Raw genomic sequence first — 20,434 nt, forward strand, 5'->3', positions numbered from 1 at the left:
CTCTATTTTTAAAATGAATGAGTTAGTTACTAAATGCGGCTATGCCTGTTTGTGCACGACCTAAAATCAAGGCATGAACGTCATGTGTGCCTTCATAAGTATTTACGACTTCAAGATTGACCAAATGACGTGCTACGCCAAACTCGTCACTAATGCCGTTTCCACCCATCATGTCACGTGCCATGCGGGCAATATCAAGTGCCTTTCCACAGTTATTACGCTTAATTAGGGACGTGCCTTCAACTGATGCAATGCCTTCATCTTTCATACGGCCGAAACGTAAAGCTGCTTGTAGACCCAAAGCAATTTCCGTTTGCATATCTGCCAGTTTCTTTTGAATCAGCTGATTTGCAGCCAACGGACGACCAAATTGTTTACGGTCCATGGTGTATTGATGTGCAGTATGCCAGCAGAACTCAGCAGCACCCATTGCCCCCCATGCAATGCCATAGCGAGCGCTATTTAGACAGGTAAATGGACCTTTTAAACCTCGAATTTCAGGGAATGCATTTTCTTCAGGTACAAAAACGTTATCCATCACAATTTCACCTGTAATCGAGGCACGTAAACCGACCTTGCCATGAATGGCAGGCGCAGATAGACCTTCCCAGCCCTTTTCTAAAATGAAGCCTCGAATGTCACCCACATTACCTTCAGCAGAAATCTCTTTTGCCCAAACGACAAATACATCAGCAATTGGACTGTTGGTAATCCACATTTTTGCGCCACTTAAACGGTAACCACCGTCAACTTTTTTAGCACGAGTAATCATACTGCCCGGGTCTGAACCATGGTCAGGTTCAGTCAAACCAAAACAGCCAATGTATTCACCAGTAGCTAGTTTTGGTAAGTACTTTTGCTTTTGTTCTTCAGTACCAAATTCATGAATTGGAACCATCACCAATGAGCTTTGTACACTCGCCATAGAGCGATAGCCCGAGTCGACATATTCAATTTCACGCGCAACCAAACCATAACTCACATAGTTCAAACCCGCGCCGCCATATTGCTCAGGAATGGTTGGCCCCAGTAAGCCAAGCTCTCCCATTTCACGAAAAATAGATGGATCTGTTGTTTCATGACGAAATTGTTCAAGTACACGTGGTTGCAAACGTTCTTGACAATAGGCATGAGCCGCATCACGAATCATGCGCTCATCTGGGCTAAGCTGTTGCTCAATTAAAAATGGGTCTTGCCAGTTAAATTGAACTTTTGCTTTTTTTGTTGTCACCATGTGATTCATCGCATCCTCTGCTTGATTTGATCTTCTTTATTTAACTCGATGTTATGCGTGAAAAATTCAGTAATCAAACGATAAATGTTCATGCAGATATGCAACTTACGCATATTTAAAATAAGAAGGTTTAAATTTAGATATTTAATTCATTGTATTTCATTAAAAATGGCTTATTTTTATACTAAACTCGGATATTTGCATGTAGGTCATATGCTGTTTTGAAATATGATGACAAATAAAAGGATTTATTTATGCGAAGAAGCATCCCATCCATTCAGGGCCTGATTTGCTTTGAAAGTGCAGCAAAACATCTAAGTTATACCTATGCTGCGCAAGAGCTATGCATTACTCAAAGTGCAGTTTCGCGCCAAATTCAGCAGTTAGAAGACTTCTTGGGCGTTGAACTCTTTATACGTACTCGGCATGGTGTTGAACTCACCATTGCTGGTCAACAGTATTTTAAAAGTATTAAACCTTACTTATTAGGCTTAGAGAAATGTACGGCCGATGTGATTTCTCATAAAGGTTTAGGTGGAACATTAAAGTTAGGTGTAGTTCCTACCTTCGCAACGCGATGGTTATTACCCAAGCTCCATCTTTTAAATCAAAAACACCCTGAAATTACGGTTCATTTAGAAACCAGTACCAAGCCCTTTTTATTTAATGACAATATTTTTGATGCTGCGATTTTTGCAGGTACGCAGCAGCAAATTGACCACTGGCCCGGCATACAAGCGCATTATTTAATGGATGAAGAAATTGTACCTGTATGCTCACCAAGACTCATCGAAAAGTATTTTCCAGATGCTGTGATGATTAATGAAAATACCTATGATTTAAGCTCTGAAGATCTGCTGAAAATTCCCCTACTGCAACAAACCACTCGGCCTAGTATTTGGCAAGAATGGTTTCTGACTCATCAGATGCAACACCCGAAACCTTTTGATGGACAACGCCATGAGTTATTTTCAATGCTTGCGGTTGCTGCGAGTCATGACATGGGAATGGCTTTAATTCCACAAATGTTGATTGAGTCTGAACTACAAAAAAAGGAACTGGTGATTGTTTCCAATAAAAAATTAAAAGGCAGCCGAAAGTACTACCTCATCCATTCGAGCCAAGACATCTCACCGACTATTCAAAAATTTGTTGAGTGGATTTACCAAGAGCTAGAACAACTAAAGAGTAATACAAATTAGCTGAGCCACTTTGTGCGATCTATACGCATAAAAAAAGACTGTGATTGATAAGATCACAACCTTTTTAGTTAAGCGTTAATAGCTTTGAAATTAATGTTTCATTAATTGAATATCTGAACCGCTACGTTTCGGGTCAATTAAGATTTTGGCATGCTGTTCAGGGTCACGTAATGCTTCAAATGCACTCGTAACACCTTCTAGGCCAACAACACCGGTAATGAGCGGTGAACAGTTCACTTTACCTTCTGCAATCATGTGTAGCGCATCTCGGAACTCAAGCGGCGTGTATCCCAATACAAACTGAATTTCTAACTCTTTATTAATCGCAAGTGCGGGTTCTATTTTATCACTTTGCATGCACACGCCCACCCCAACAATTCGGGAAAATAAAGGTGCACCTTCAATAATTTGCTGTAAAACGCCCGGTACGCCAACACACTCAAAAATAACAGGGCGTTTTGGCAGAGCGCCTAATTTATCAATCATGCGCCATCCATGCCACCACGGTAAACGAGTCGCTTGTAACTTATCAAACAGTCCCATGCCCATGTTAATGGCATCCGATACATTGCCAAGTAAACCAAACTCTTTCCAGTTGGCAAATGGCGATGTCTCTTTAGGGTCTACCACAATATCCGCACCACATTGCTCGGCAAGCTTACGGCGGTTTGGAGAAAAGTCACTGGCAACTACGGTTTTAACCCCCGCTGCTTTAAGCATTAATATGACACCTAACCCAACAGGACCACAACCAATCACAATCGCAGGTTCACTAGTTTTTACACGACTACGGCGAACAGCATGCAATGCAACTGCCATTGGTTCAGTCATAGCGGCACTATCTGCATCTAGACCATTCGGTACTTCAAACATCAAGCTTGATTGAGCCAATACTTGCTCGGCATAGCCACCCGAAGCATTTGGGGAAAGCCCTGTAGACAAATAACCATGCTGATCTACATTTAAAAGCGGCATTGCACAAACGAGTGTGTCGGCTTTAAATTTATGACGTGTTTTTGGACCGTAGTCTAAAACCTTGCCGCAAAACTCATGTCCTAGTACAAACGGGTCTGTGGACTTCGCTAAACCATTAAACCCTACACGTGCAGCCAAATCATGCATGTGGTCGCAGTGGTGCTGCATATGTAAATCTGAACCACAGATCCCGCATCGCACCACTTCCAATAAAACTTGCCCTTTTGCAGGTGTTAAGTTCGGTTGATCCACTACTTGTAATGTTGCTTGATGACAAAGTACCGACTTCATTTGAGTGCTTCCTATTTCTTCTTTTTCATTTACTTGCCAGAAATAGATTTCTACAGATAAATTAATCGCTTTATCGGTTTGGTCTTTAGCAAGCCTTTCTTCATCTTTACAAGTAAAAGCCAAAATACCAATGACCATTCTTCAGCCAATCTACTCTTGAAGAGTCAACAAAAACAGGCTCAACGAAATTAAAAACAATAAAAATCTTGGTGCTTGTATCTTACACAGACTGCGTTATCTTCTTAGGCCAGAACAATGTCATCAAAATTAAAACTTATACAAATATAGTAAGTTCAAAAAACTCAACTCAACGCTTTTCACAAAAACATAGCAAAACCAAACTTTTATCAGTGGCTCTAAACAGGCATGATGAATTGATGCAAACAGATAAGAAGAAATCTATGATTACAAAAACGCTTCCCCTTACAGATATACACCGTCATCTTGATGGCAACATCCGCATTCAAACTATTTTAGAATTAGGCCAACAATACCATTTAGATTTGCCTGCTTACGACATTGGATCTTTGCGACCACACGTACAAGTGATGGATAACCAACCTGACTTATTAAGTTTTTTATCGAAGCTCGATTGGGGCGTAAAAGTATTAGCCAGTTTAGATGCCTGCAAACGCATTGCTTTTGAAAACATGCAAGATGCAGCACAGCAAGGCCTAGATTATGTAGAACTACGTTTTTCACCGGGTTATATGGGAATGACCCATCAACTTCCACTTGAAGGGGTTGTTGAAGCAGTTATTGCTGGCGTAAAAGAAGGCAGCCAAGCTTACGGGGTAAAAGCGAATTTAATTGGCATTATGAGCCGTACTTTTGGCCAAGAAGCCTGCGAAAAAGAATTAAATGCCCTACTCGCCCATAAAAATGATATTAAAGCGCTGGATCTCGCTGGAGATGAGCTTGGTTTTCCGGGCAATTTATTTATTGAGCACTTTAAAAAAGCACGTGATGCAGGTTGGCACATTACGGTACATGCAGGTGAAGCTGCCGGTCCAGAAAGTATTTGGCAAGCCATTGAAGAATTAGGTGCCGAACGAATTGGACATGGTGTTAAAGCAGTTCAAGATTTAAAACTTCTAGATTATTTGGCAAAACATCAGATTGGTATTGAATCTTGTCTCACCTCAAATATTCAAACCAACACAGTGCCTTCTTTAGCAGAACATCCATTAAAGACTTTTTTAGAACATGGTGTGCTTGCCACCATTAATACAGATGACCCTGCTGTTGAAGGTATTGAAATACAACATGAATATTTAACTGCTGCTCCACTGGCAGGTTTAAGTCCTGAGCAAATTTATACAGCTCAACAAAATGGACTTAAAATCGCATTTTTATCAGAACAAGAAAAAGATGAGTTAAGGCAGAAATATCAATAGCAGAGAACAGAACTTATTTAAACAAGTTCAAATATTGGAGTGTGTATGAATTAAAATTTAAATATATAAAAACAAAAAAATTCCTTCTGTCTGTAAGACTAGAAGAAATTATTTTCAATATTTGGGATATTTTAGAAAGCTTGAACGCTTTTAAATATGGTCGGAGCAGTAGGATTCGAACCTACGACCCCCTGGTCCCAAACCAGGTGCACTACCAGGCTGTGCTATGCTCCGAAATTGGGGTGAATGACGGGATTCGAACCCGCGACAACTGGAATCACAATCCAGGGCTCTACCAACTGAGCTACATCCACCATCAAATAAGTTCTATGTACCAAGCTACCGAATGGCGCGCCTGACAGGATTCGAACCTGTGACCATCCGCTTAGAAGGCGGATGCTCTATCCAACTGAGCTACAGGCGCTTAACCGATGATGCTTATCATGCGATACTTCGCCGATCTTAAAATATTCTTTTAAGTGGTCGGAGCAGTAGGATTCGAACCTACGACCCCCTGGTCCCAAACCAGGTGCACTACCAGGCTGTGCTATGCTCCGATCTATCTCAGCTTTTGCTGTATCGCACATCGTGCGGTACGGTGTGCATTCTAGGCGCGACGCCCTCAGACGTCAACACCTATTGTCAAAAAAAGTTAAAAATCCTTATCAAATGTATATTTAACAAGCATTTTGAGGCTTTTTAACGTTTTAACGATGCACTAAAGGCTAACATTCGATCTAAAGGCATTTTGGCACGTTCAGCTAGCGCTGGATCAACGTGTATTTCTTGATCGCCTTTTTGTAAAACTTCTAAAATTCCGTCGAGTTCATTCATTGCCATCCACGGACAATGAGCACATGAACGACAAGTTGCTCCCTCACCCGCTGTTGGAGCTTCAACTAAAATCTTATCTGGTACTGCTTGCTGCATTTTGTAGAAAATACCACGGTCAGTTGCCACAATGAGTCTTTCATTTGGCAAAGTCTGTGCAGCTTTAATGAGTTGAGAAGTACTACCTACCGCATCGGCAATTTCTACTACCGACTCTGGTGACTCTGGATGTACCAATACAGCCGCATCTGGATACAATGCTTTCATGTTGGCAATGCCACGTGCACGGAATTCTTCATGCACAATACATGCGCCATCCCAAAGCAACATATCTGCACCAGTTTTCTTTTGAATATAGCGACCTAAGTGCTGATCTGGTGCCCAAATAATTTTTTCGCCCAAGCTGTCTAGGTGCTCAACAATTTCAACTGCACAGCTGGAAGTCACTACCCAATCCGCACGTGCTTTAACAGCAGCCGATGTGTTGGCATAAACCACTACGGTGTGGTCAGGGTGTTGATCACAAAATGCTGTGAACTCATCGACTGGACAACCTAAGTCAAGTGAACAGGTTGCTTCAAGTGTCGGCATCAGGATTGTTTTTTCAGGAGACAGAATTTTAGCTGTTTCCCCCATAAACTTAACACCAGCCACAACCAGTGTAGAGGCTGCATGATCTCGTCCAAAACGGGCCATTTCTAAAGAGTCAGAAACGCATCCACCTGTTTTTTCTGCAAGTTCTTGTACATCAGGATCGCAATAGTAGTGAGCAACAAGGACAGCATCACGTTTTTTGAGCTCTGCTTCGATCTGTGCAAACTTTTGTTGTTTTGCTTCTTCACTTAGGCGGTTGTCTTTTGGTTCACCTAAACGGTCTAAATGCGCTTGTACAATGTTTTTTGCATCGTTGGCAATTAAAGTCGCATCACTCATAAAACGTCTTCTCTATCCTTCATGCTGGCATACCTGCTCGCATATAACGTTACTGCTTAAATGATTTACTAGATTGAATCATTTAATATCAAAAGATGGGGCTAATAAAAAAGCCTCTTTGTCGAGGCTTGATTATAACTGAATATTTACGAACGGTAATCTGCATTAATCTTGACGTAGTCGTAAGATAAATCGCATGTGTAGACTGTGTCCTTGGCCTGACCGCGACCTAAATCAACGCGAATGGTAATTTCGGTTTGTGCCATAACGCGCGCACCCGCTTCTTCGGTATAGTCCTCGGCTGCACCACCATCTTTACAGATTTGAACGTCATCTAACCACACCTGAATTTTAGACACGTCTAAGTCTTTAACTCCTGCATAGCCAATCGCCGCTAAAATACGTCCCCAGTTCGGGTCAGATGCAAACAGTGCAGTTTTAACGAGTGGTGAATGCGCAATGCTATACGCAATGTCACAACACTCTTGAATGTTACCGCCACCCTCTACCGCAACAGTAATGAACTTGGTCGCACCTTCGCCATCACGTATAATTAACTGTGCTAAACGGTTCATGACACGAGCAAGCACTTCTAATACTTTTGCGTAGCGCGCATCGCTGTCTGATGTAATTTCAGTGCCACCAGCCTGACCAGTCGCCACAAAAATACAAGAGTCATTTGTTGAAGTATCGCCATCAATGGTAATACGGTTAAATGAATGCTCAACCGTTGTCTTTAATAGCTTTTGGACTAAATCACGGCTAATAGGCGCATCTGTAGCCACAAAGCTCAACATGGTTGCCATGTTTGGACGGATCATGCCTGCACCTTTACTAATACCGGTCATGGTATAAGTAATGCCATCAAGTTCAAATTGTTCAGATGCACCTTTAGGAACTGTATCTGTCGTCATAATGCCAGTTGCTGCATCATTCCAAGCAGCATCTTGTACGCTATTTAATGCAGGTTGAAGACCAGCAAGTAAACGTTCCATTGGAAGCTGCTCACCGATCACCCCTGTAGAAAACGGAAGTACTTCAAAACTGTTCACACCAGCAAGCTCAGCTAACTTCGCGCAAGTAGCTTGAGCATTTTTTAAGCCTGTAGGTCCAGTACCCGCATTGGCATTACCTGTATTAATTACTAAATAACGAGGATTGCCTTGGGCAAGATGCGCTTTAGAGACATGAACAGGTGCTGCACAGAAGGCGTTTTGAGTAAATACACCCGCAACATTTGAACCTTCTGCAAACTCAAAAATGACTAAATCTCGTCGGTTTTGGTAACGTACATATGCTTCTGTTGAGCCAATTTTTACACCTTTTACCACATGCATTTGTGGCATTGTTACGTCGCCGACAGCCATTTTTAGAACATCCAGAGTTTGTTATGAAAAGATCAATATTTCAGAAAATAGCGAGGTCATAAAACCCGCTTTATATGAAATATCAGTATTGACAGCTTATTAGAAAAGCCTGAAAAAATCGAGCGCTAAAAATAGCTTATTTTTGCTCTAATTTTAATAAAATATCTTTCTTATCAAGACCACCAGCAAAACCCACTAAAGCGCCACCCGCGCCAATGACTCGGTGACAAGGTGCAATAATCGAAATTGGGTTTTTACCATTGGCAGCCCCTACTGCTCGCACTGCTTTTTCATTTCCAATTTGAACAGCAATTTCTTTATAACTTCTTGTTTCGCCATAAGGAATGCTGAGTAATGCGGTCCACACCTGTTTTTGGAATGCTGTACCTTCAAAATCTAATGGCAATGTAAATTCACGGCGTTTGCCTTCAAAGTATTCTTTTAACTGTTGCTCAGTTTTTAATAAAACTGGATGCTCAGCTTGTTCGACCAGCTCTGCCAGTCGAACACGTTTTGGATTTTCATTGTCCCAAAGTACTGCCACTAAAGCATTTTCATTCGCAACTAGTTTTAATTGCCCAACAGGCGAATTGATATACTTATAAGACAGCAACATACTTTATCCCTTTAAGATGGAGACGAAATTTTCATTAGAACCAGTCCCGATACAATCAGTACAGCGGCAATCATTCTCATTGCACCAATAGGTTCATTGAGAAAAAATATACCCACTAAAAATGATCCAATTGCACCTATGCCTGTCCAAACCGTATAAGCAGTACCAAGGGGTAAAGTTTTCATTGATATTGAAAGCAGAACCACACTCAAAATCATAAAAACTACGGTAATAACACTAGGGGTTAAACGTGTAAAACCTTCAGACATTTTCATAGAATATGCCCAAATGATTTCAAATACACCTGCTAAAATTAAAATAGCCCAAGCCATAACATTCACTAATTTTTATAGTGTCAGGTCGTCCCGACATGATTACCCATTATGGGGGAGGTCGTTCCTCCTTATGTGAAGACTCAGTTTACTTTAAAATAAAAAATGAAGGCAAACCCGAATTCAAGCTTGCCTTTATCAGAAAATATTATTCATTTTTGAGTTGTAGTATTTTCCGAGCACCATTTAAAACAAACAAAACAATAATCAATCCAATAATTAAATCAGGATAACGAGAGCCAGTGATTGCAACTAATATTCCCGCAATAATGACACCTAAGTTTACGATGACATCATTGGCAGAGAATATATAACTCGCCTTCATATGTGCCCCACTCTCCTTATGATCTCTCATTAAATAAAGACAACTAACATTGGCTGCAAGCGCTAAACCACCAATTAAAATCATGAGAATTGAAACAGGTTCACTGCCGTATATAAAACGACGTAATACATCAACTAACACAATCATGGCTAAGCCAAACTGAAACCATCCGGAAATATGTGCAGCCTTTAATTGAGCATTGAGGTTTTTACCTACCACAAATAAAGCAATTCCATAAATTGCCGCATCGGCAAACATATCGAGTGAGTCAGCAATTAATCCTGTTGATGACGCAATGATGCCTGCCATAAATTCGATAAAAAACATCACTGCATTAATAAGTAACAACCATTGTAAAACCTGTTTTTGTGCTGCATTGGCTGAAGAGCTAACACGTACCTTTTTAGGCTTTTCAACGGGTTCATAGTGAGGTTGAGTTTGCTGTAACTCTGCCCCTAAACCTAGGCGTTGCAGACTTTGGGTAATTTTTTCAGCTTCTGTACTGTGATACACCGCTAAATGCCGAGCAGGCAAATCAAATTCAAGTTCTTGAATATGGCCAGCATAAGGTGCTAACGCCATTCGCACCATCTGCTCTTCTGCTGCACAATCCATGTGAGGAATATGGTAATAACTCACCCATTGGATTTTATTTGCCATAGGTTCACTCGGCATAGAATATTCCTGAGTTGCTACGCTTGAACACCCACAGCTTGAGCAGCTTTTATTTACATTTATTTGATTCTCTTGTTTTTCTAAAGCCATCTTTGCACCATAACTGACACAAAAAACAATGCCATTAGTATAAACTAACGGCATGTCATTAAGCTTACTTTTTGTTCGGCAATTAAAATTTAAGTGTTAAACCTGCACCATAATACCAACCATTTTCAGAGTCGGTTCCAGTTTGCCAAGCAGTTTGTTTTAAACCTTTTTCATAACCATAACCGACATCAACAAATGGCATGACCTTTTTATTGATTTCATAACGGGTTTGAAAACCTGCCTGTAAACTCGATAATCCCGTTTTACTGGCATAGCGAGATTCATCTTGCAAAACAACGTTTGCTTTTAAATAGGGCTTACCAATCAACTTTTGGGTAAAGAGTAAGTCCCTTTCAGTCTCTAGGCTCAACTTCCATAACTGATCTTCACCTGCATAAATATAAGCATCGGTTTCAAAAAAGTAAGGCGCCATGCCATGTAAACCCACTACACCAGCCCAACGTTCTTGCTTTTCGTCTTCCCGTTGTAAACGTTCATAGTTTACCCCAGCCTGTACATCCCAATAATCAGCTATATTGCGGCTATAAAGTACTGAACCGCCATAATTGGCATCTTCCGACTCGGCCTTTTCAACATGGGCTTTAATGAACAATTTATTTTCATCCGTTCCCACCCAGCTTTCCAATTCAGAAGAAAAACTGCCTTCCCCCTCTTCATTTTGAGTCCAGCCAGTATCAAGCTTAGTTGCTTGATAAACCTGTCCACCATGTTCGCGTAAATGATCGTGTGTTAAAGGTTCTTGAGCAAAAGTAAATACAGATATACCCGAGAAAGCACCGCAACAGATCATTTGAGAAAATAACTTAGTGATGCGCATGACTAGCTCCTTTCTCATTTTCAGATTGAACAGGTGGCTGTGATTGAGCTGGTTGTTGGCTGTCATTTACTTGAGCAACAATCAACTTATTCATCATTCCCGCACTCATGTGATAGAGCAAATGACAATGAATCGCCCATTCTCCCAAAGCATCGGCTGTCAATAACGCAGTAACGGTTTTTCCGGGTGGAATAATAACGGTATGTTTATTTGGTAGGTTTTCAGCTTGTTGACCATTTTCCAATTGCATAAACATGCCATGTAAATGCATTGGATGAGCCATCATGCTGTCATTTATAAACTTCAAGCGAATACGTTCGCCATATTTAACTTGTAATGGTTCAGCTTCGTTAAATTTCTTACCATTAATAGTCCAGATATAACGTTCCATGTTGCCCCCTAAACGAATGACTAATTCACGCTCGGGCGCACGAGTATCTGGCTGCGGTGTTAAAGACTGCAAATCACTATATTGCAGTGCTTTCATACCTGCTGGTGTTGAAGCATTTGCCCAGCCATAAACTGGTTCATCCTTTTTAGGCTTATTCTTAGATTGAGATGGCATCTCATGATTCATATTCATCATAGCGTGATCATGTTCGCTAGATGACATAGTCTGCATATCCTGATTCATTTCAGGCATGGCCGATATGTCATGCTTCATGTGCATTATAGAATGGTCATGTCCGTCAGATGACATATCTTTCATGTCATGGTCCATTTTCATCATTGTGTGATCATGATTAGCCTGACTCGTCTCTTTTTTCATCTCAGGCATAGCCGACATGTCATGTTGCATAGTCATTTGATGGCCAGCATGTTGATCGCTTTTACCCCCATGACTCATACCCATATCGTCCATGGTTAATAAAGCACGTGGGCGTGATGCTGGGATTTGAACCGGTCCTACAGCTTGGGTATTTTCATCATGCAGGGTACCAATGGCAAAACCACTGCGGTCAATAGACTCAGCTTCAATCTGATAATTTGCTTGTTTAGGTTCTACAATGACATCGTAGGTTTCGGCTGTACCAATACGAAACTCATCAATTGCAACAGGTTTAACTAGCTGTCCATCTGCACTCACGACAGTCATTTTTAAATTTGGAATTCTGACATCAAAAAAAGACATAGCTGATGCATTAATAAATCGCAATCGAACCTTATCGCCCGCTTTAAAATTACCTGTCCAGTTTTGCTCTGGTGTCTTGCCGTTAACTAAGAAGGTATAACCCGTCACATCAGACATATCGGTTTTTAACATCCGCATCTGATTCCACATCGAACGATCTTGCCAAGTTGCTTTTAAGCCCTGTGTTTTCACTTGCTTCCAAACATCAGATACGGTTTCACGGCGGTTCTGATAATACTCAGCAGATTTCTTCAAATTCTTTAAAATACTATCGCTAGAAGACTGATGAAAATCTGAAAGCATCACCACATAATCACGGTCAGTTTTTTCATGAGCAGCTACGGGTATTTTTCCTTTTGGATAAATCACGAGTGGTCCATATAAACCATCTTGTTCTTGGCCTTTACTGTGGGCGTGATACCAATATGTGCCATTTTGTTTCACCTTAAAACGGTAAACAAAATCTCCGTTTGGCGCGATTCCTTTAAAACCATTGAAACCGGGCACACCATCCATTAACCCAGGTAGTAATAAGCCATGCCAATGTAAAGAGGTATCTTGATTCTTTAATTGGTTATGAACATGAATAACAGCCTCATCCCCTTCCTCAAACTCAAGAAGTGGGGCTGTAAACTTGCCATTTACGGTAATTCGTTTAAGGGGTTTGCCCGTAACATTGACCTGTTGTTCATTAATATTAAGGTGATATTCCTTAATTGCCGCAAGGGTCCATGGTGAAACCAATAGACCAAATACAGCGACGAGGCTGCTAATTGTTTTATGAGACATTGCTGTAATCCTTTTAACTAAAAAAATAAGTAAGAAAGGATTAAGCTTTTGGTGGACGTAAGATTTCTTGCCAGTATCCAGCTAAATGCTGTGCCTGATAAATACTACTAAATTGAGATGAAATAGGAACAAATGATGTTTCAATATCTGGTACAGCTTGCTGTAAAGCCAGATTCACCATTTGACAATGCACTGGGTTACAGTCTTGACAGTGTTCACCATGTTGATGAGAAACTTTAACCATAGATTGATGACACATCGCCTGATCATCAGCTTGAACATGCATAGTGTGATGTGTCATTTGCTTACTATGGCATGGCATTGTATGAAGATCATGCTGCATAGGCATCTGAGCAACAGACACGCCACTCCACCCAATGACCAAAGTCATTAGGAACACAAACCAAGCATACTTGCGTAAGTGTTGCAGCGTCATCATTTATTGCCTTGAGCAATCCATTTATCTATGGGGTACAAGCATAACCAAGTTTTAAAACAGATACAATTTTACATCTTAATTGATTGTTTTTATGGTCATTAAGCAAACGGAGGTTGATGCTGAAGAACTAAATCAATCACTTCTAGTGCACCTTCTCGTTCATTACTTAGTGTTGTATAAGGTGCTACTGCTTTTAAAGCTTCAATAGCATTTTCAACCGCAAACCCATAACCTGCTGCTTTGATCATCTGGATATCATTATTGTTATCGCCAATCGCAACCACTTGATTGGCTTCAATCTGCCATTTTTGTAGTAATAGTTTCAAACCATGCGCTTTATGTTGATCTGGAAGGATCAAATCAATAAAACCAAAGCCACTAGAAACAGGCACTAAAACCTTATCTGCTACGAAGCTTTGCTTCTGAAAATGTTCAAAAATTGCAAAACTTTCGTTTTCCTGAGCAGTAAAAGTAATTTTACACACCAGATCATCTAACGCATAAAAGTCATCGATAACTGTCAGCTTCTCAAAATATCGAGCGACTTTAGCGTAGTCCTCTGCATTCATACTCCTATGTGCATAAGCACTCTGTTTCCCACAGATCACCATGGTCGAGGTATACGCAGGGTCAATCGCTTTTAGAATCTTATCAAACTGTTCTTTGCTTAAATGAGCAAAAGCGAGTTCTTGCCCTGCATCTACAACATGTGCCCCATTTTCTGCAATGAAAGCAATTTCATGATTAATTTCTGGAAAATAAGTAACAAGCTTTGCAAGTTGGTTACCACTGGCCACCACAAAATGAATATTATTTTGTTTTAGTTGTTCATACTGTTTTAAAAAACGTGCTTTGTTGTACTGCTTCTTAGAATTAAGAAAAGTCCCATCCATATCTACCGCTAAAATTTTTACTGTCATTAATGATCTAGGTCTCTTACTAAAATCTTATTAAATCAAATTTAGCTTTACTTTTCATGACACTTTTACAGTTTTCTATCTATTATGTTTTAAAAGTTTTACACAGCTCCATCTCATTTTTTGCACAGGTCATTTTTTAGCAAAGCTTAATAAAAAAACAGACAATAAAATATCCAATACGTATAAAAAAAGAACGCCAAAGCGTTCTTTTTTCATATATTTTGTGTAGAGAGTAAACGGTTGATCTCTTTTTTGTTTATTTTACCAACATTTTATCCATACGGTTATCAACACAGTTATCCATAAAGTTATAAACAAAGTTATCCACAAGTTTACTCTCAGCTTAATAAGCTTTTTTAAACGCTCACAGTACCAACTCTAGCAAGCTCTGCACGCATTTGATCAATTACAACTTTATAATCTGGTTGACCAAAAATTGCTGAACCAGCAACAAACATATCTGCACCCGCTTCTGCAATTTCACGAATATTTGCTGGGCCAACCCCACCGTCAACTTCTAAACGGATATCACGGCCACTTGCATCGATAATTTTGCGCGCTGCACGTAATTTTTCTAAAGTCATTGGAATGAACTTTTGTCCACCAAAGCCAGGGTTTACACTCATTATTAAAATTTGGTCAACTTTATCAAGCACATAATCTAAATGGTGTAACGGCGTTGCTGGGTTAAAGACTAAACCTGCTTTAGCACCACCAGACTTAATCAGCTGTAATGAACGATCAATGTGGTGAGATGCTTCTGGGTGGAAAGTAATAATATCAGCGCCTGCTTCTAGGAAATCACCAATAATACGGTCAACTGGAGACACCATTAAATGCACATCAATTGGAGCTTTAACACCATAGTTTTTTAGAGCCTTACATACACCAGCACCAAAAGTTAAGTTTGGAACATAGTGATTATCCATCACGTCAAAATGCACTACATCTGCACCTGCAGCTAACACTTTGTCTACATCTTCGCCTAAACGAGCAAAATCGGCAGATAAAATAGAAGGAGCAATCAAATAAGGCTTGGACATAGGTGGATGACCTGGCTAGAAGTTTAAGGAGAGGCTAGAAATTATAACAAAAAAGAACCTACTTAGCCCGCCCTTCCTTATTTAAATGACAACATTTCAAACTTGCAACGTAACGTTGCTACTATAGAATGCCAAGTGCCAAACGAATTTGTTAAGGTACATTAAACCAATGTGAGGATTGATAATGAAAAGTACGACTCATCTATTAACAAACGATGGAAAACGCATTGCAAAACGTCTAGTTAATCATTGGAAACATAAGTTTGAAGTACAAGAAACTGAGCAAGATTTTAAAATCTTAATGCCTACAGCAACCATTACGCTTGCACCAGAAACAGAGCAATTAAATGTTGCTATTGATAGCCAGTTAGATGACCATGACCACTTGGAAAAAGTTGTCCTTGATCATCTAAACCGTATGGCTCAACAAGAATTTCAGGTGGAATGGCAGCACTAATTATTAGCCAGCGACTTTTTCCAACTGGATTGCATGAAACTGCAAATGCTCATCCATAAAGGTCTGGATAAAATAATAGCCATGATCATAGCCCGCATGTTGTCTTAAAGTTAAAGGCTGTCCTGCCTTTAAACATGCTTGCTTAAATTTTTCAGGGTGAAGTTGTTCATAAAATTGATCATCCAATCCCTGATCCACCAAAATTTCGCTAAAAACTGCACCATTTTTTAAGACTAAAGCTGTGGCATCATGGTCCAACCAGCTCTCACGATCTGCACCTAAATAATGGCTAAATGCTTTTTCACCCCATGCACAATCAGTTGGTGCACAGATCGGTGCAAAAGCAGAGACTGACTTAAATTTCTCTGGATATTTAAAAGCCAAAGTTAATGCACCATGACCGCCCATCGAATGTCCAAAGACACCAACTTGCTGAGCATTTACTGGAAAACTTTTTAAAATGAGTGGATATAACTCATCAATTAAATAGCTTTCCATCTGATAGTGTTCAGACCAAGGCGCTTGCGTAGCATTGATATAAAAACCTGCACCTTGTCCTAGATCCCAATTGTCACCAGCTGTTACCTGTTCACCACGAGGTGAAGTATCAGGCGTAATCAATATAAGACTAAGCTGAGCTGCCATATGCTGTGCATGTGCTTTAATGGCAAAGGTTTCCTCAGTACACGTTAAACCCGCCAAGTAAAACAATGTAGAACATGGTTTACCTTCTAATGCAGCAGGTGGCAAATAGATACCAAACTTAGTAGACCCTTTTAATAATTGAGAATCCAACTGGTAGATACGCTGCTCACCTTCAAAGCAGCGGTTTTTTTGCAGGAGTTGCATCGTTTTTAGCCTCTGTTTGTGTTTGAGCAATATTTACACTACCTGTACTTTGCTGCGGGAAAAGATATTTTTCCAACTGAGGTAGCATAAGTTCCATATTCTTACCAATCATCCATTGCGGCTCTGAAGGGTCTACACCTTGAGCTACTTCCCATTTGGTCACGGTTTGCTTGGCAGCATTAAACGAATCTTTCATTGAAGATTGCTCTCGCATTGCCAAGTCAAAGAAAGCTCGTCCAAAATAAGTATAGTCAGCTTCGTTATTACATCCAAAAGAGGTTTTGTCTGCCGCAGATGCAGTAATAATTAAAGTATCTGGTGACTGTAAAGCAGGAATAAAACTTCCTGAATAACAAGCAGAAATGACAATCACACGCCAACGAATACCAGCTTTATCGAGTGTTTCACGTAACCATTTCGGATCGACTTGCCCCAAATCTAGAGGTGCATTTTCAATTTCAAAATGGTTTTGTTCACCGTGCGATGTCATGTATAAGAACAGCACATCACTATCACGGTTCATTTGTTGGCCCATACGGCGTAGAGCCAACTCTATACTGGTTTTAGATGCAATCGGGATTTCAGTTCGAGTATCTGGGTTATTGACCAGCATCATTGAACGCCCAACTGTACCGAAACGTGTATCGAATTGTTCTTTAATACGGACCACTTCCGACTTGAAAACGTCTTGGTAACTATCGCCCGCCACACCCAAGAAATACCAATGGCTTTTAGCCACTTCACCATATTGAACCTGTTCTAAGGCATCATGAAGTAACTTGCTTTGTGCATAAAAAGCATCTTCGGCAAACGTAGGTGGAGAGTCTTCTACTTTCCAAATAGGCTGATCTTTTACAGAAAGCTGCCAGACCACCATGGTCGCAATAGTTGCAACCATAACCAATGCCCGCTCCCACCACGGCCACTTGAGCTCACGTGAGAAAACCCAAATGACAGCTAAACTTTGCCATACAAAAAGTGCCACAAATAGGCTTGGTAAAATACCGTTATAAATAGCATCGGGAATAAAGTTTAGGTAACCGTTAGAACCCAAATATTGAATTAAACATTGGATTAATAAAATATTGGTATCTAGAACCAGCCAAAGCAAAGCTGGAACTAACATTAGACGCGGCTGATTAATACGCTGTGATAGAAAAATACCAACAATAAGCGCAATAAAAGGCCAGAGCGCGTATCCAATTAAGCCTTGCGAGTTAAAGTCACCCGTTTGACCGGCAACAAGCCAGCTATAAAGCGAGTTGGTACATCCGCCTAATATTCCCCAAACAATAAGCTGAAGAATAGAGGGATGTACGATCTGTAAGGAACGTCTTGACCCCAAAAATAACCACATTCCGGCAAGCTGGTTACTTTTAAAATCATGCCAAAAGTTAATGGAAGGTTTGAGATCAATCATAAAAAGGTTTCAAAAATTTCGTTTTTGTCAGGCACCATAAGTGTATGCCTGCTAAGAATTTTAGCAATCATGCTTTTGAACTATATCACATATATTTGTGCATTATTCAAGCAATAAAACTTAACCTTACATAAGCTTACTGAAAGTAAGCATCAAAACGACAAGCATCCCCCTGCCACTGATGGGCTGGCTCTTGATTTGCTAAAAAAACAGCATGTCTTGGACGTTTCACAATCACTCGCTTGGCAACTTTCTGAGCCAACTCAAGCAAATTATCGCCTAAATCCATTTCTCCATGTTCTGGTAAAAGTAAATGCAAAAGCTGCATTTGCTTTTTGACTTGGGCTTGTTTTTTAATCGCTTGTTGGTTCTGGTCGCGCTGTGGGAACATCGGGTCAAGGTAAACCACATCAACCGTTTTTGCTTCTTGATGTAATTCCTGTAAATAGCTTGCAGAGTCAGCAAAGATCAGTTGAATACGTTCCATAAATTGATTTAAAAATGGATCGTGCAGTGCTTGAGCTTTTGAATCTTCAAGTAAAGTAAATAAAATCGGATGGCGTTCAACAAGCTGAATTTGAGCACCTAAATACGCCATAAGTAAGCTGTCATGGCCTAAACCCGCTGTTGCGTCTACAAGTACTGGTTTTTCACCCAACTGACAAGCTCGAGCAATCATCTCTGATTTAAGACTTGCACGTTTTAAACGCGGAATTTCAGCTTTCCAGTCAGGCTGCATTTTCATGCCATTTGCAGATAACCAAAGTCCGTTTTCATCTACACAAAGCGCTAAGTCAGGGTTTAAACGTAAAAAACGAGCATTAAGCTTTTCAATCGGCTGTAAATCGGCAGTCACACCTCTAGAACAAAGCACAGCTTGGTAGTGCTGTGCTTGCTCTTGAAAATCTACTTCAAAATATATATGCATGAGTAGTGCCTTTACTTTGCTTTACCCTGATCCGCTATTTTTTTCCACGCATCATCACGCAAGTAAACCGGTAAAGCATGTTCTGCATCAACCCACTGCTTTTGCGTGGCATAGACACGTGCAATCGAAGCAATGTCTTGTGCAGTGGCAGTGATTGTTTGATGCTCTGCATCGGCTTGAAGAAGCTTAGCACCTGAACCAATTAAGCAATGCTTTGCATAAGCAGCCGCTTGCTCGTAGTTCATTAATTTTTCTTCATCGATACACTGCATGATGCCTTGCTCATCTAGAACAAAACTTGCAATGTAAACTTCGTTCATACGTGCATCGAGTACCGCAGTCACCTGTTCTAAACCTTCAAGTCGGTAAGCCGCCTGTGCGAGAGCTTGTAACGTAGAAACTGGAACCACTGGTAAATCTTGTGACCAAGCTAATGCCTGAGCAACAGCAGCATTAATTCGAACACCACTAAAAGAACCTGGCCCTCGACTAAAGGCAATTGCATCTAAACCAGCTACGTCAAGTTCGGTTTGTTGCAACCCTTGCTCAATCATTGGCAGAATGGTCTGGGTTTGTGCTTTCGCTCGCGTATCGAGTTGGAAAAAGAGTTCTTGGGTTTCATCGATTAATGAAATGGAACATTGCTCGTTTGCAGTTTCCAACGCCAGCAGTTTCATGCACAACCTTAGTATTCAATCAGATTAAAAACGGAAGTAATGATACCCCACTCAGCCCTGTTAGGCGAGTTGTTCCTATCTAAATAAAAATGCCAAGCGAGTGCTTGGCATAGAAAATATCTTACTAAAATTTTAAAAGTGAAATTCTTTCAAATCGGCATAGCTTTTAAAGTGTTCAGCATAATGTAGTGCGCTCAAACGTATTTTTGCCGCGCCATCTTCATCCAAAGTTTTCACAATTTTTCCTGGTGAACCCATCACTACTGAGTTATCTGGAATCACTTTACCTTCTGGTATTAAAGCATTAGCACCGATAATACAATTTTTACCAATCACAGCCCGATTTAAAATGACGGCGTTCATACCAATCAGGCTATTATCACCAATTGTACAACCATGCAGCATGACTTTATGTCCGACCGTGACATATTCACCAATATTTAGCTCAAGTCCAGCATCAGTATGTAATACCGAATTTTCTTGAATATTAGAAAAATTACCAATGCGCACTATACAATTATCGGCACGTACTACAGCACCAAACCAAATACTGACCTGACGGCCTAATTCTACTTGTCCAATAAGCGTTGCGGTTGGAGCAACCCAGCCATCCCATGGCTCATGTAAGGCTTTTGGATGCTGTCCTTGATAGCTATACATCATAATTTATCAGT

20 protein-coding genes and 4 tRNA genes are annotated in these 20,434 nt (G+C 40.4%); 3 read left to right on the plus strand and 21 right to left on the minus strand.

Going from position 1 to position 20,434, the window contains the following annotated elements:
* Window positions 1-22: 22 nt before the first annotated feature.
* Window positions 23-1,243 carry an acyl-CoA dehydrogenase gene (locus J576_RS07995; protein WP_016804361.1) on the minus strand — a complete coding sequence of 407 codons (1,221 nt, stop codon included), beginning with the start codon at window positions 1,241-1,243 and terminating at the stop codon, window positions 23-25.
* A gap of 245 nt (window positions 1,244-1,488) precedes the next feature.
* On the opposite strand from J576_RS07995, the gene J576_RS08000 reads away from it, so the two are divergent.
* Window positions 1,489-2,436, plus strand: coding sequence for a LysR substrate-binding domain-containing protein (locus tag J576_RS08000; protein ID WP_002050405.1), 948 nt, complete (start codon window positions 1,489-1,491; stop codon window positions 2,434-2,436).
* Between the two features lie 90 nt (window positions 2,437-2,526).
* Here the strand turns inward: J576_RS08000 and J576_RS08005 are convergent, their stop codons facing one another.
* Complete coding sequence (locus tag J576_RS08005; RefSeq protein ID WP_025467848.1) at window positions 2,527-3,702, minus strand: zinc-binding dehydrogenase; 1,176 nt, start codon at window positions 3,700-3,702, stop codon at window positions 2,527-2,529.
* Between the two features lie 401 nt (window positions 3,703-4,103).
* Between J576_RS08005 and add the strand changes: the two genes are divergently transcribed.
* Window positions 4,104-5,099 carry an adenosine deaminase gene (gene add / locus J576_RS08010; protein ID WP_002050425.1) on the plus strand — a complete coding sequence of 332 codons (996 nt, stop codon included), beginning with the start codon at window positions 4,104-4,106 and terminating at the stop codon, window positions 5,097-5,099.
* Window positions 5,100-5,256: 157 nt separating this feature from the next.
* Here the strand turns inward: add and J576_RS08015 are convergent.
* The 14 genes from J576_RS08015 to rpe form a co-directional block, all read right to left on the minus strand.
* Window positions 5,257-5,333: transfer RNA gene (locus tag J576_RS08015), tRNA-Pro, on the minus strand.
* 4 nt (window positions 5,334-5,337) lie between these two features.
* Window positions 5,338-5,413, minus strand: a tRNA-His gene (locus tag J576_RS08020).
* 33 nt (window positions 5,414-5,446) lie between these two features.
* Window positions 5,447-5,523, minus strand: a tRNA-Arg gene (locus J576_RS08025).
* Between the two features lie 56 nt (window positions 5,524-5,579).
* Window positions 5,580-5,656 (minus strand) — tRNA-Pro (locus J576_RS08030).
* A 142-nt stretch (window positions 5,657-5,798) separates the two neighbouring features.
* Complete coding sequence (nadA, locus tag J576_RS08035; RefSeq protein ID WP_001278265.1) at window positions 5,799-6,863, minus strand: quinolinate synthase NadA; 1,065 nt, start codon at window positions 6,861-6,863, stop codon at window positions 5,799-5,801.
* A gap of 146 nt (window positions 6,864-7,009) precedes the next feature.
* Window positions 7,010-8,230: a bifunctional glutamate N-acetyltransferase/amino-acid acetyltransferase ArgJ gene (gene argJ, locus J576_RS08040; protein ID WP_002050457.1), complete on the minus strand. Its 1,221-nt coding sequence runs from the start codon at window positions 8,228-8,230 to the stop codon at window positions 7,010-7,012.
* Window positions 8,231-8,366: 136 nt separating this feature from the next.
* Window positions 8,367-8,846 carry a methylated-DNA--[protein]-cysteine S-methyltransferase gene (locus tag J576_RS08045; RefSeq protein WP_002050401.1) on the minus strand — a complete coding sequence of 160 codons (480 nt, stop codon included), beginning with the start codon at window positions 8,844-8,846 and terminating at the stop codon, window positions 8,367-8,369.
* Between the two features lie 11 nt (window positions 8,847-8,857).
* Window positions 8,858-9,178, minus strand: a complete 321-nt coding sequence (locus J576_RS08050; RefSeq protein ID WP_002050323.1) for a DMT family transporter — start codon at window positions 9,176-9,178, stop codon at window positions 8,858-8,860.
* Between the two features lie 148 nt (window positions 9,179-9,326).
* Window positions 9,327-10,322 (minus strand): cation efflux transmembrane domain-containing protein, encoded by a 996-nt coding sequence (locus J576_RS08055; RefSeq protein ID WP_025467850.1) that lies wholly within the window; start codon window positions 10,320-10,322, stop codon window positions 9,327-9,329.
* 28 nt (window positions 10,323-10,350) lie between these two features.
* Window positions 10,351-11,106, minus strand: coding sequence for a copper resistance protein B (locus J576_RS08060; protein WP_002050369.1), 756 nt, complete (start codon window positions 11,104-11,106; stop codon window positions 10,351-10,353).
* Window positions 11,093-13,027 (minus strand): copper resistance system multicopper oxidase, encoded by a 1,935-nt coding sequence (locus tag J576_RS08065; protein ID WP_002050335.1) that lies wholly within the window; start codon window positions 13,025-13,027, stop codon window positions 11,093-11,095. The genes J576_RS08060 and J576_RS08065 overlap by 14 nt, the downstream gene beginning before the upstream one ends.
* Before the next feature lie 40 nt (window positions 13,028-13,067).
* Window positions 13,068-13,463 (minus strand): hypothetical protein, encoded by a 396-nt coding sequence (locus J576_RS08070; protein ID WP_025467851.1) that lies wholly within the window; start codon window positions 13,461-13,463, stop codon window positions 13,068-13,070.
* A 101-nt stretch (window positions 13,464-13,564) separates the two neighbouring features.
* A complete protein-coding gene (locus tag J576_RS08075; protein ID WP_002050359.1) occupies window positions 13,565-14,386 on the minus strand; it encodes a Cof-type HAD-IIB family hydrolase in 822 nt (273 codons plus the stop codon).
* 356 nt (window positions 14,387-14,742) lie between these two features.
* A complete protein-coding gene (gene rpe / locus J576_RS08080) occupies window positions 14,743-15,429 on the minus strand; it encodes a ribulose-phosphate 3-epimerase (RefSeq protein WP_002050430.1) in 687 nt (228 codons plus the stop codon).
* A 184-nt stretch (window positions 15,430-15,613) separates the two neighbouring features.
* On the opposite strand from rpe, the gene J576_RS08085 reads away from it, so the two are divergent.
* Window positions 15,614-15,886, plus strand: a complete 273-nt coding sequence (locus tag J576_RS08085) for a DUF2218 domain-containing protein (protein WP_000843452.1) — start codon at window positions 15,614-15,616, stop codon at window positions 15,884-15,886.
* A 3-nt stretch (window positions 15,887-15,889) separates the two neighbouring features.
* On the opposite strand, the gene fghA is transcribed toward J576_RS08085, so the two are convergent.
* The 5 genes from fghA to J576_RS08110 form a co-directional block, all read right to left on the minus strand.
* Window positions 15,890-16,735: an S-formylglutathione hydrolase gene (gene fghA, locus J576_RS08090; protein ID WP_002050446.1), complete on the minus strand. Its 846-nt coding sequence runs from the start codon at window positions 16,733-16,735 to the stop codon at window positions 15,890-15,892.
* Window positions 16,704-18,155 carry a C13 family peptidase gene (locus tag J576_RS08095; protein ID WP_002050332.1) on the minus strand — a complete coding sequence of 484 codons (1,452 nt, stop codon included), beginning with the start codon at window positions 18,153-18,155 and terminating at the stop codon, window positions 16,704-16,706. Before J576_RS08095 ends, fghA begins: the two co-directional genes overlap by 32 nt.
* Before the next feature lie 136 nt (window positions 18,156-18,291).
* Window positions 18,292-19,083 (minus strand): class I SAM-dependent methyltransferase, encoded by a 792-nt coding sequence (locus J576_RS08100; protein ID WP_002050362.1) that lies wholly within the window; start codon window positions 19,081-19,083, stop codon window positions 18,292-18,294.
* Between the two features lie 11 nt (window positions 19,084-19,094).
* Window positions 19,095-19,760, minus strand: coding sequence for a tRNA (adenosine(37)-N6)-threonylcarbamoyltransferase complex dimerization subunit type 1 TsaB (gene tsaB / locus J576_RS08105; RefSeq protein ID WP_002050333.1), 666 nt, complete (start codon window positions 19,758-19,760; stop codon window positions 19,095-19,097).
* A gap of 132 nt (window positions 19,761-19,892) precedes the next feature.
* A complete protein-coding gene (locus J576_RS08110) occupies window positions 19,893-20,420 on the minus strand; it encodes a gamma carbonic anhydrase family protein (RefSeq protein ID WP_079377068.1) in 528 nt (175 codons plus the stop codon).
* Window positions 20,421-20,434: the final 14 nt, after the last annotated feature.

Origin of the sequence: Acinetobacter sp. 766875 (assembly GCF_000582055.1) — a bacterium.
Classification (GTDB): domain Bacteria; phylum Pseudomonadota; class Gammaproteobacteria; order Pseudomonadales; family Moraxellaceae; genus Acinetobacter; species Acinetobacter nosocomialis.

Excerpts from the sequence above, each read along its gene's own strand:
- J576_RS07995 (WP_016804361.1), bottom strand. The coding sequence starts at position 1,243 with ATGAATCACATGGTGACAACAAAAAAAGCAAAAGTTCAATTTAACTGG.
- J576_RS08000 (WP_002050405.1), top strand. The coding sequence starts at position 1,489 with ATGCGAAGAAGCATCCCATCCATTCAGGGCCTGATTTGCTTTGAAAGT.
- J576_RS08005 (WP_025467848.1), bottom strand. The coding sequence starts at position 3,702 with ATGAAGTCGGTACTTTGTCATCAAGCAACATTACAAGTAGTGGATCAA.
- add (WP_002050425.1), top strand. The coding sequence starts at position 4,104 with ATGATTACAAAAACGCTTCCCCTTACAGATATACACCGTCATCTTGAT.
- nadA (WP_001278265.1), bottom strand. The coding sequence starts at position 6,863 with ATGAGTGATGCGACTTTAATTGCCAACGATGCAAAAAACATTGTACAA.
- argJ (WP_002050457.1), bottom strand. The coding sequence starts at position 8,230 with ATGGCTGTCGGCGACGTAACAATGCCACAAATGCATGTGGTAAAAGGT.
- J576_RS08045 (WP_002050401.1), bottom strand. The coding sequence starts at position 8,846 with ATGTTGCTGTCTTATAAGTATATCAATTCGCCTGTTGGGCAATTAAAA.
- J576_RS08050 (WP_002050323.1), bottom strand. The coding sequence starts at position 9,178 with ATGGCTTGGGCTATTTTAATTTTAGCAGGTGTATTTGAAATCATTTGG.
- J576_RS08055 (WP_025467850.1), bottom strand. The coding sequence starts at position 10,322 with ATGCCGTTAGTTTATACTAATGGCATTGTTTTTTGTGTCAGTTATGGT.
- J576_RS08060 (WP_002050369.1), bottom strand. The coding sequence starts at position 11,106 with ATGCGCATCACTAAGTTATTTTCTCAAATGATCTGTTGCGGTGCTTTC.
- J576_RS08065 (WP_002050335.1), bottom strand. The coding sequence starts at position 13,027 with ATGTCTCATAAAACAATTAGCAGCCTCGTCGCTGTATTTGGTCTATTG.
- J576_RS08070 (WP_025467851.1), bottom strand. The coding sequence starts at position 13,463 with ATGACGCTGCAACACTTACGCAAGTATGCTTGGTTTGTGTTCCTAATG.
- J576_RS08075 (WP_002050359.1), bottom strand. The coding sequence starts at position 14,386 with ATGACAGTAAAAATTTTAGCGGTAGATATGGATGGGACTTTTCTTAAT.
- rpe (WP_002050430.1), bottom strand. The coding sequence starts at position 15,429 with ATGTCCAAGCCTTATTTGATTGCTCCTTCTATTTTATCTGCCGATTTT.
- J576_RS08085 (WP_000843452.1), top strand. The coding sequence starts at position 15,614 with ATGAAAAGTACGACTCATCTATTAACAAACGATGGAAAACGCATTGCA.
- fghA (WP_002050446.1), bottom strand. The coding sequence starts at position 16,735 with ATGCAACTCCTGCAAAAAAACCGCTGCTTTGAAGGTGAGCAGCGTATC.
- J576_RS08095 (WP_002050332.1), bottom strand. The coding sequence starts at position 18,155 with ATGATTGATCTCAAACCTTCCATTAACTTTTGGCATGATTTTAAAAGT.
- J576_RS08100 (WP_002050362.1), bottom strand. The coding sequence starts at position 19,083 with ATGCATATATATTTTGAAGTAGATTTTCAAGAGCAAGCACAGCACTAC.
- tsaB (WP_002050333.1), bottom strand. The coding sequence starts at position 19,760 with ATGAAACTGCTGGCGTTGGAAACTGCAAACGAGCAATGTTCCATTTCA.
- J576_RS08110 (WP_079377068.1), bottom strand. The coding sequence starts at position 20,420 with ATGTATAGCTATCAAGGACAGCATCCAAAAGCCTTACATGAGCCATGG.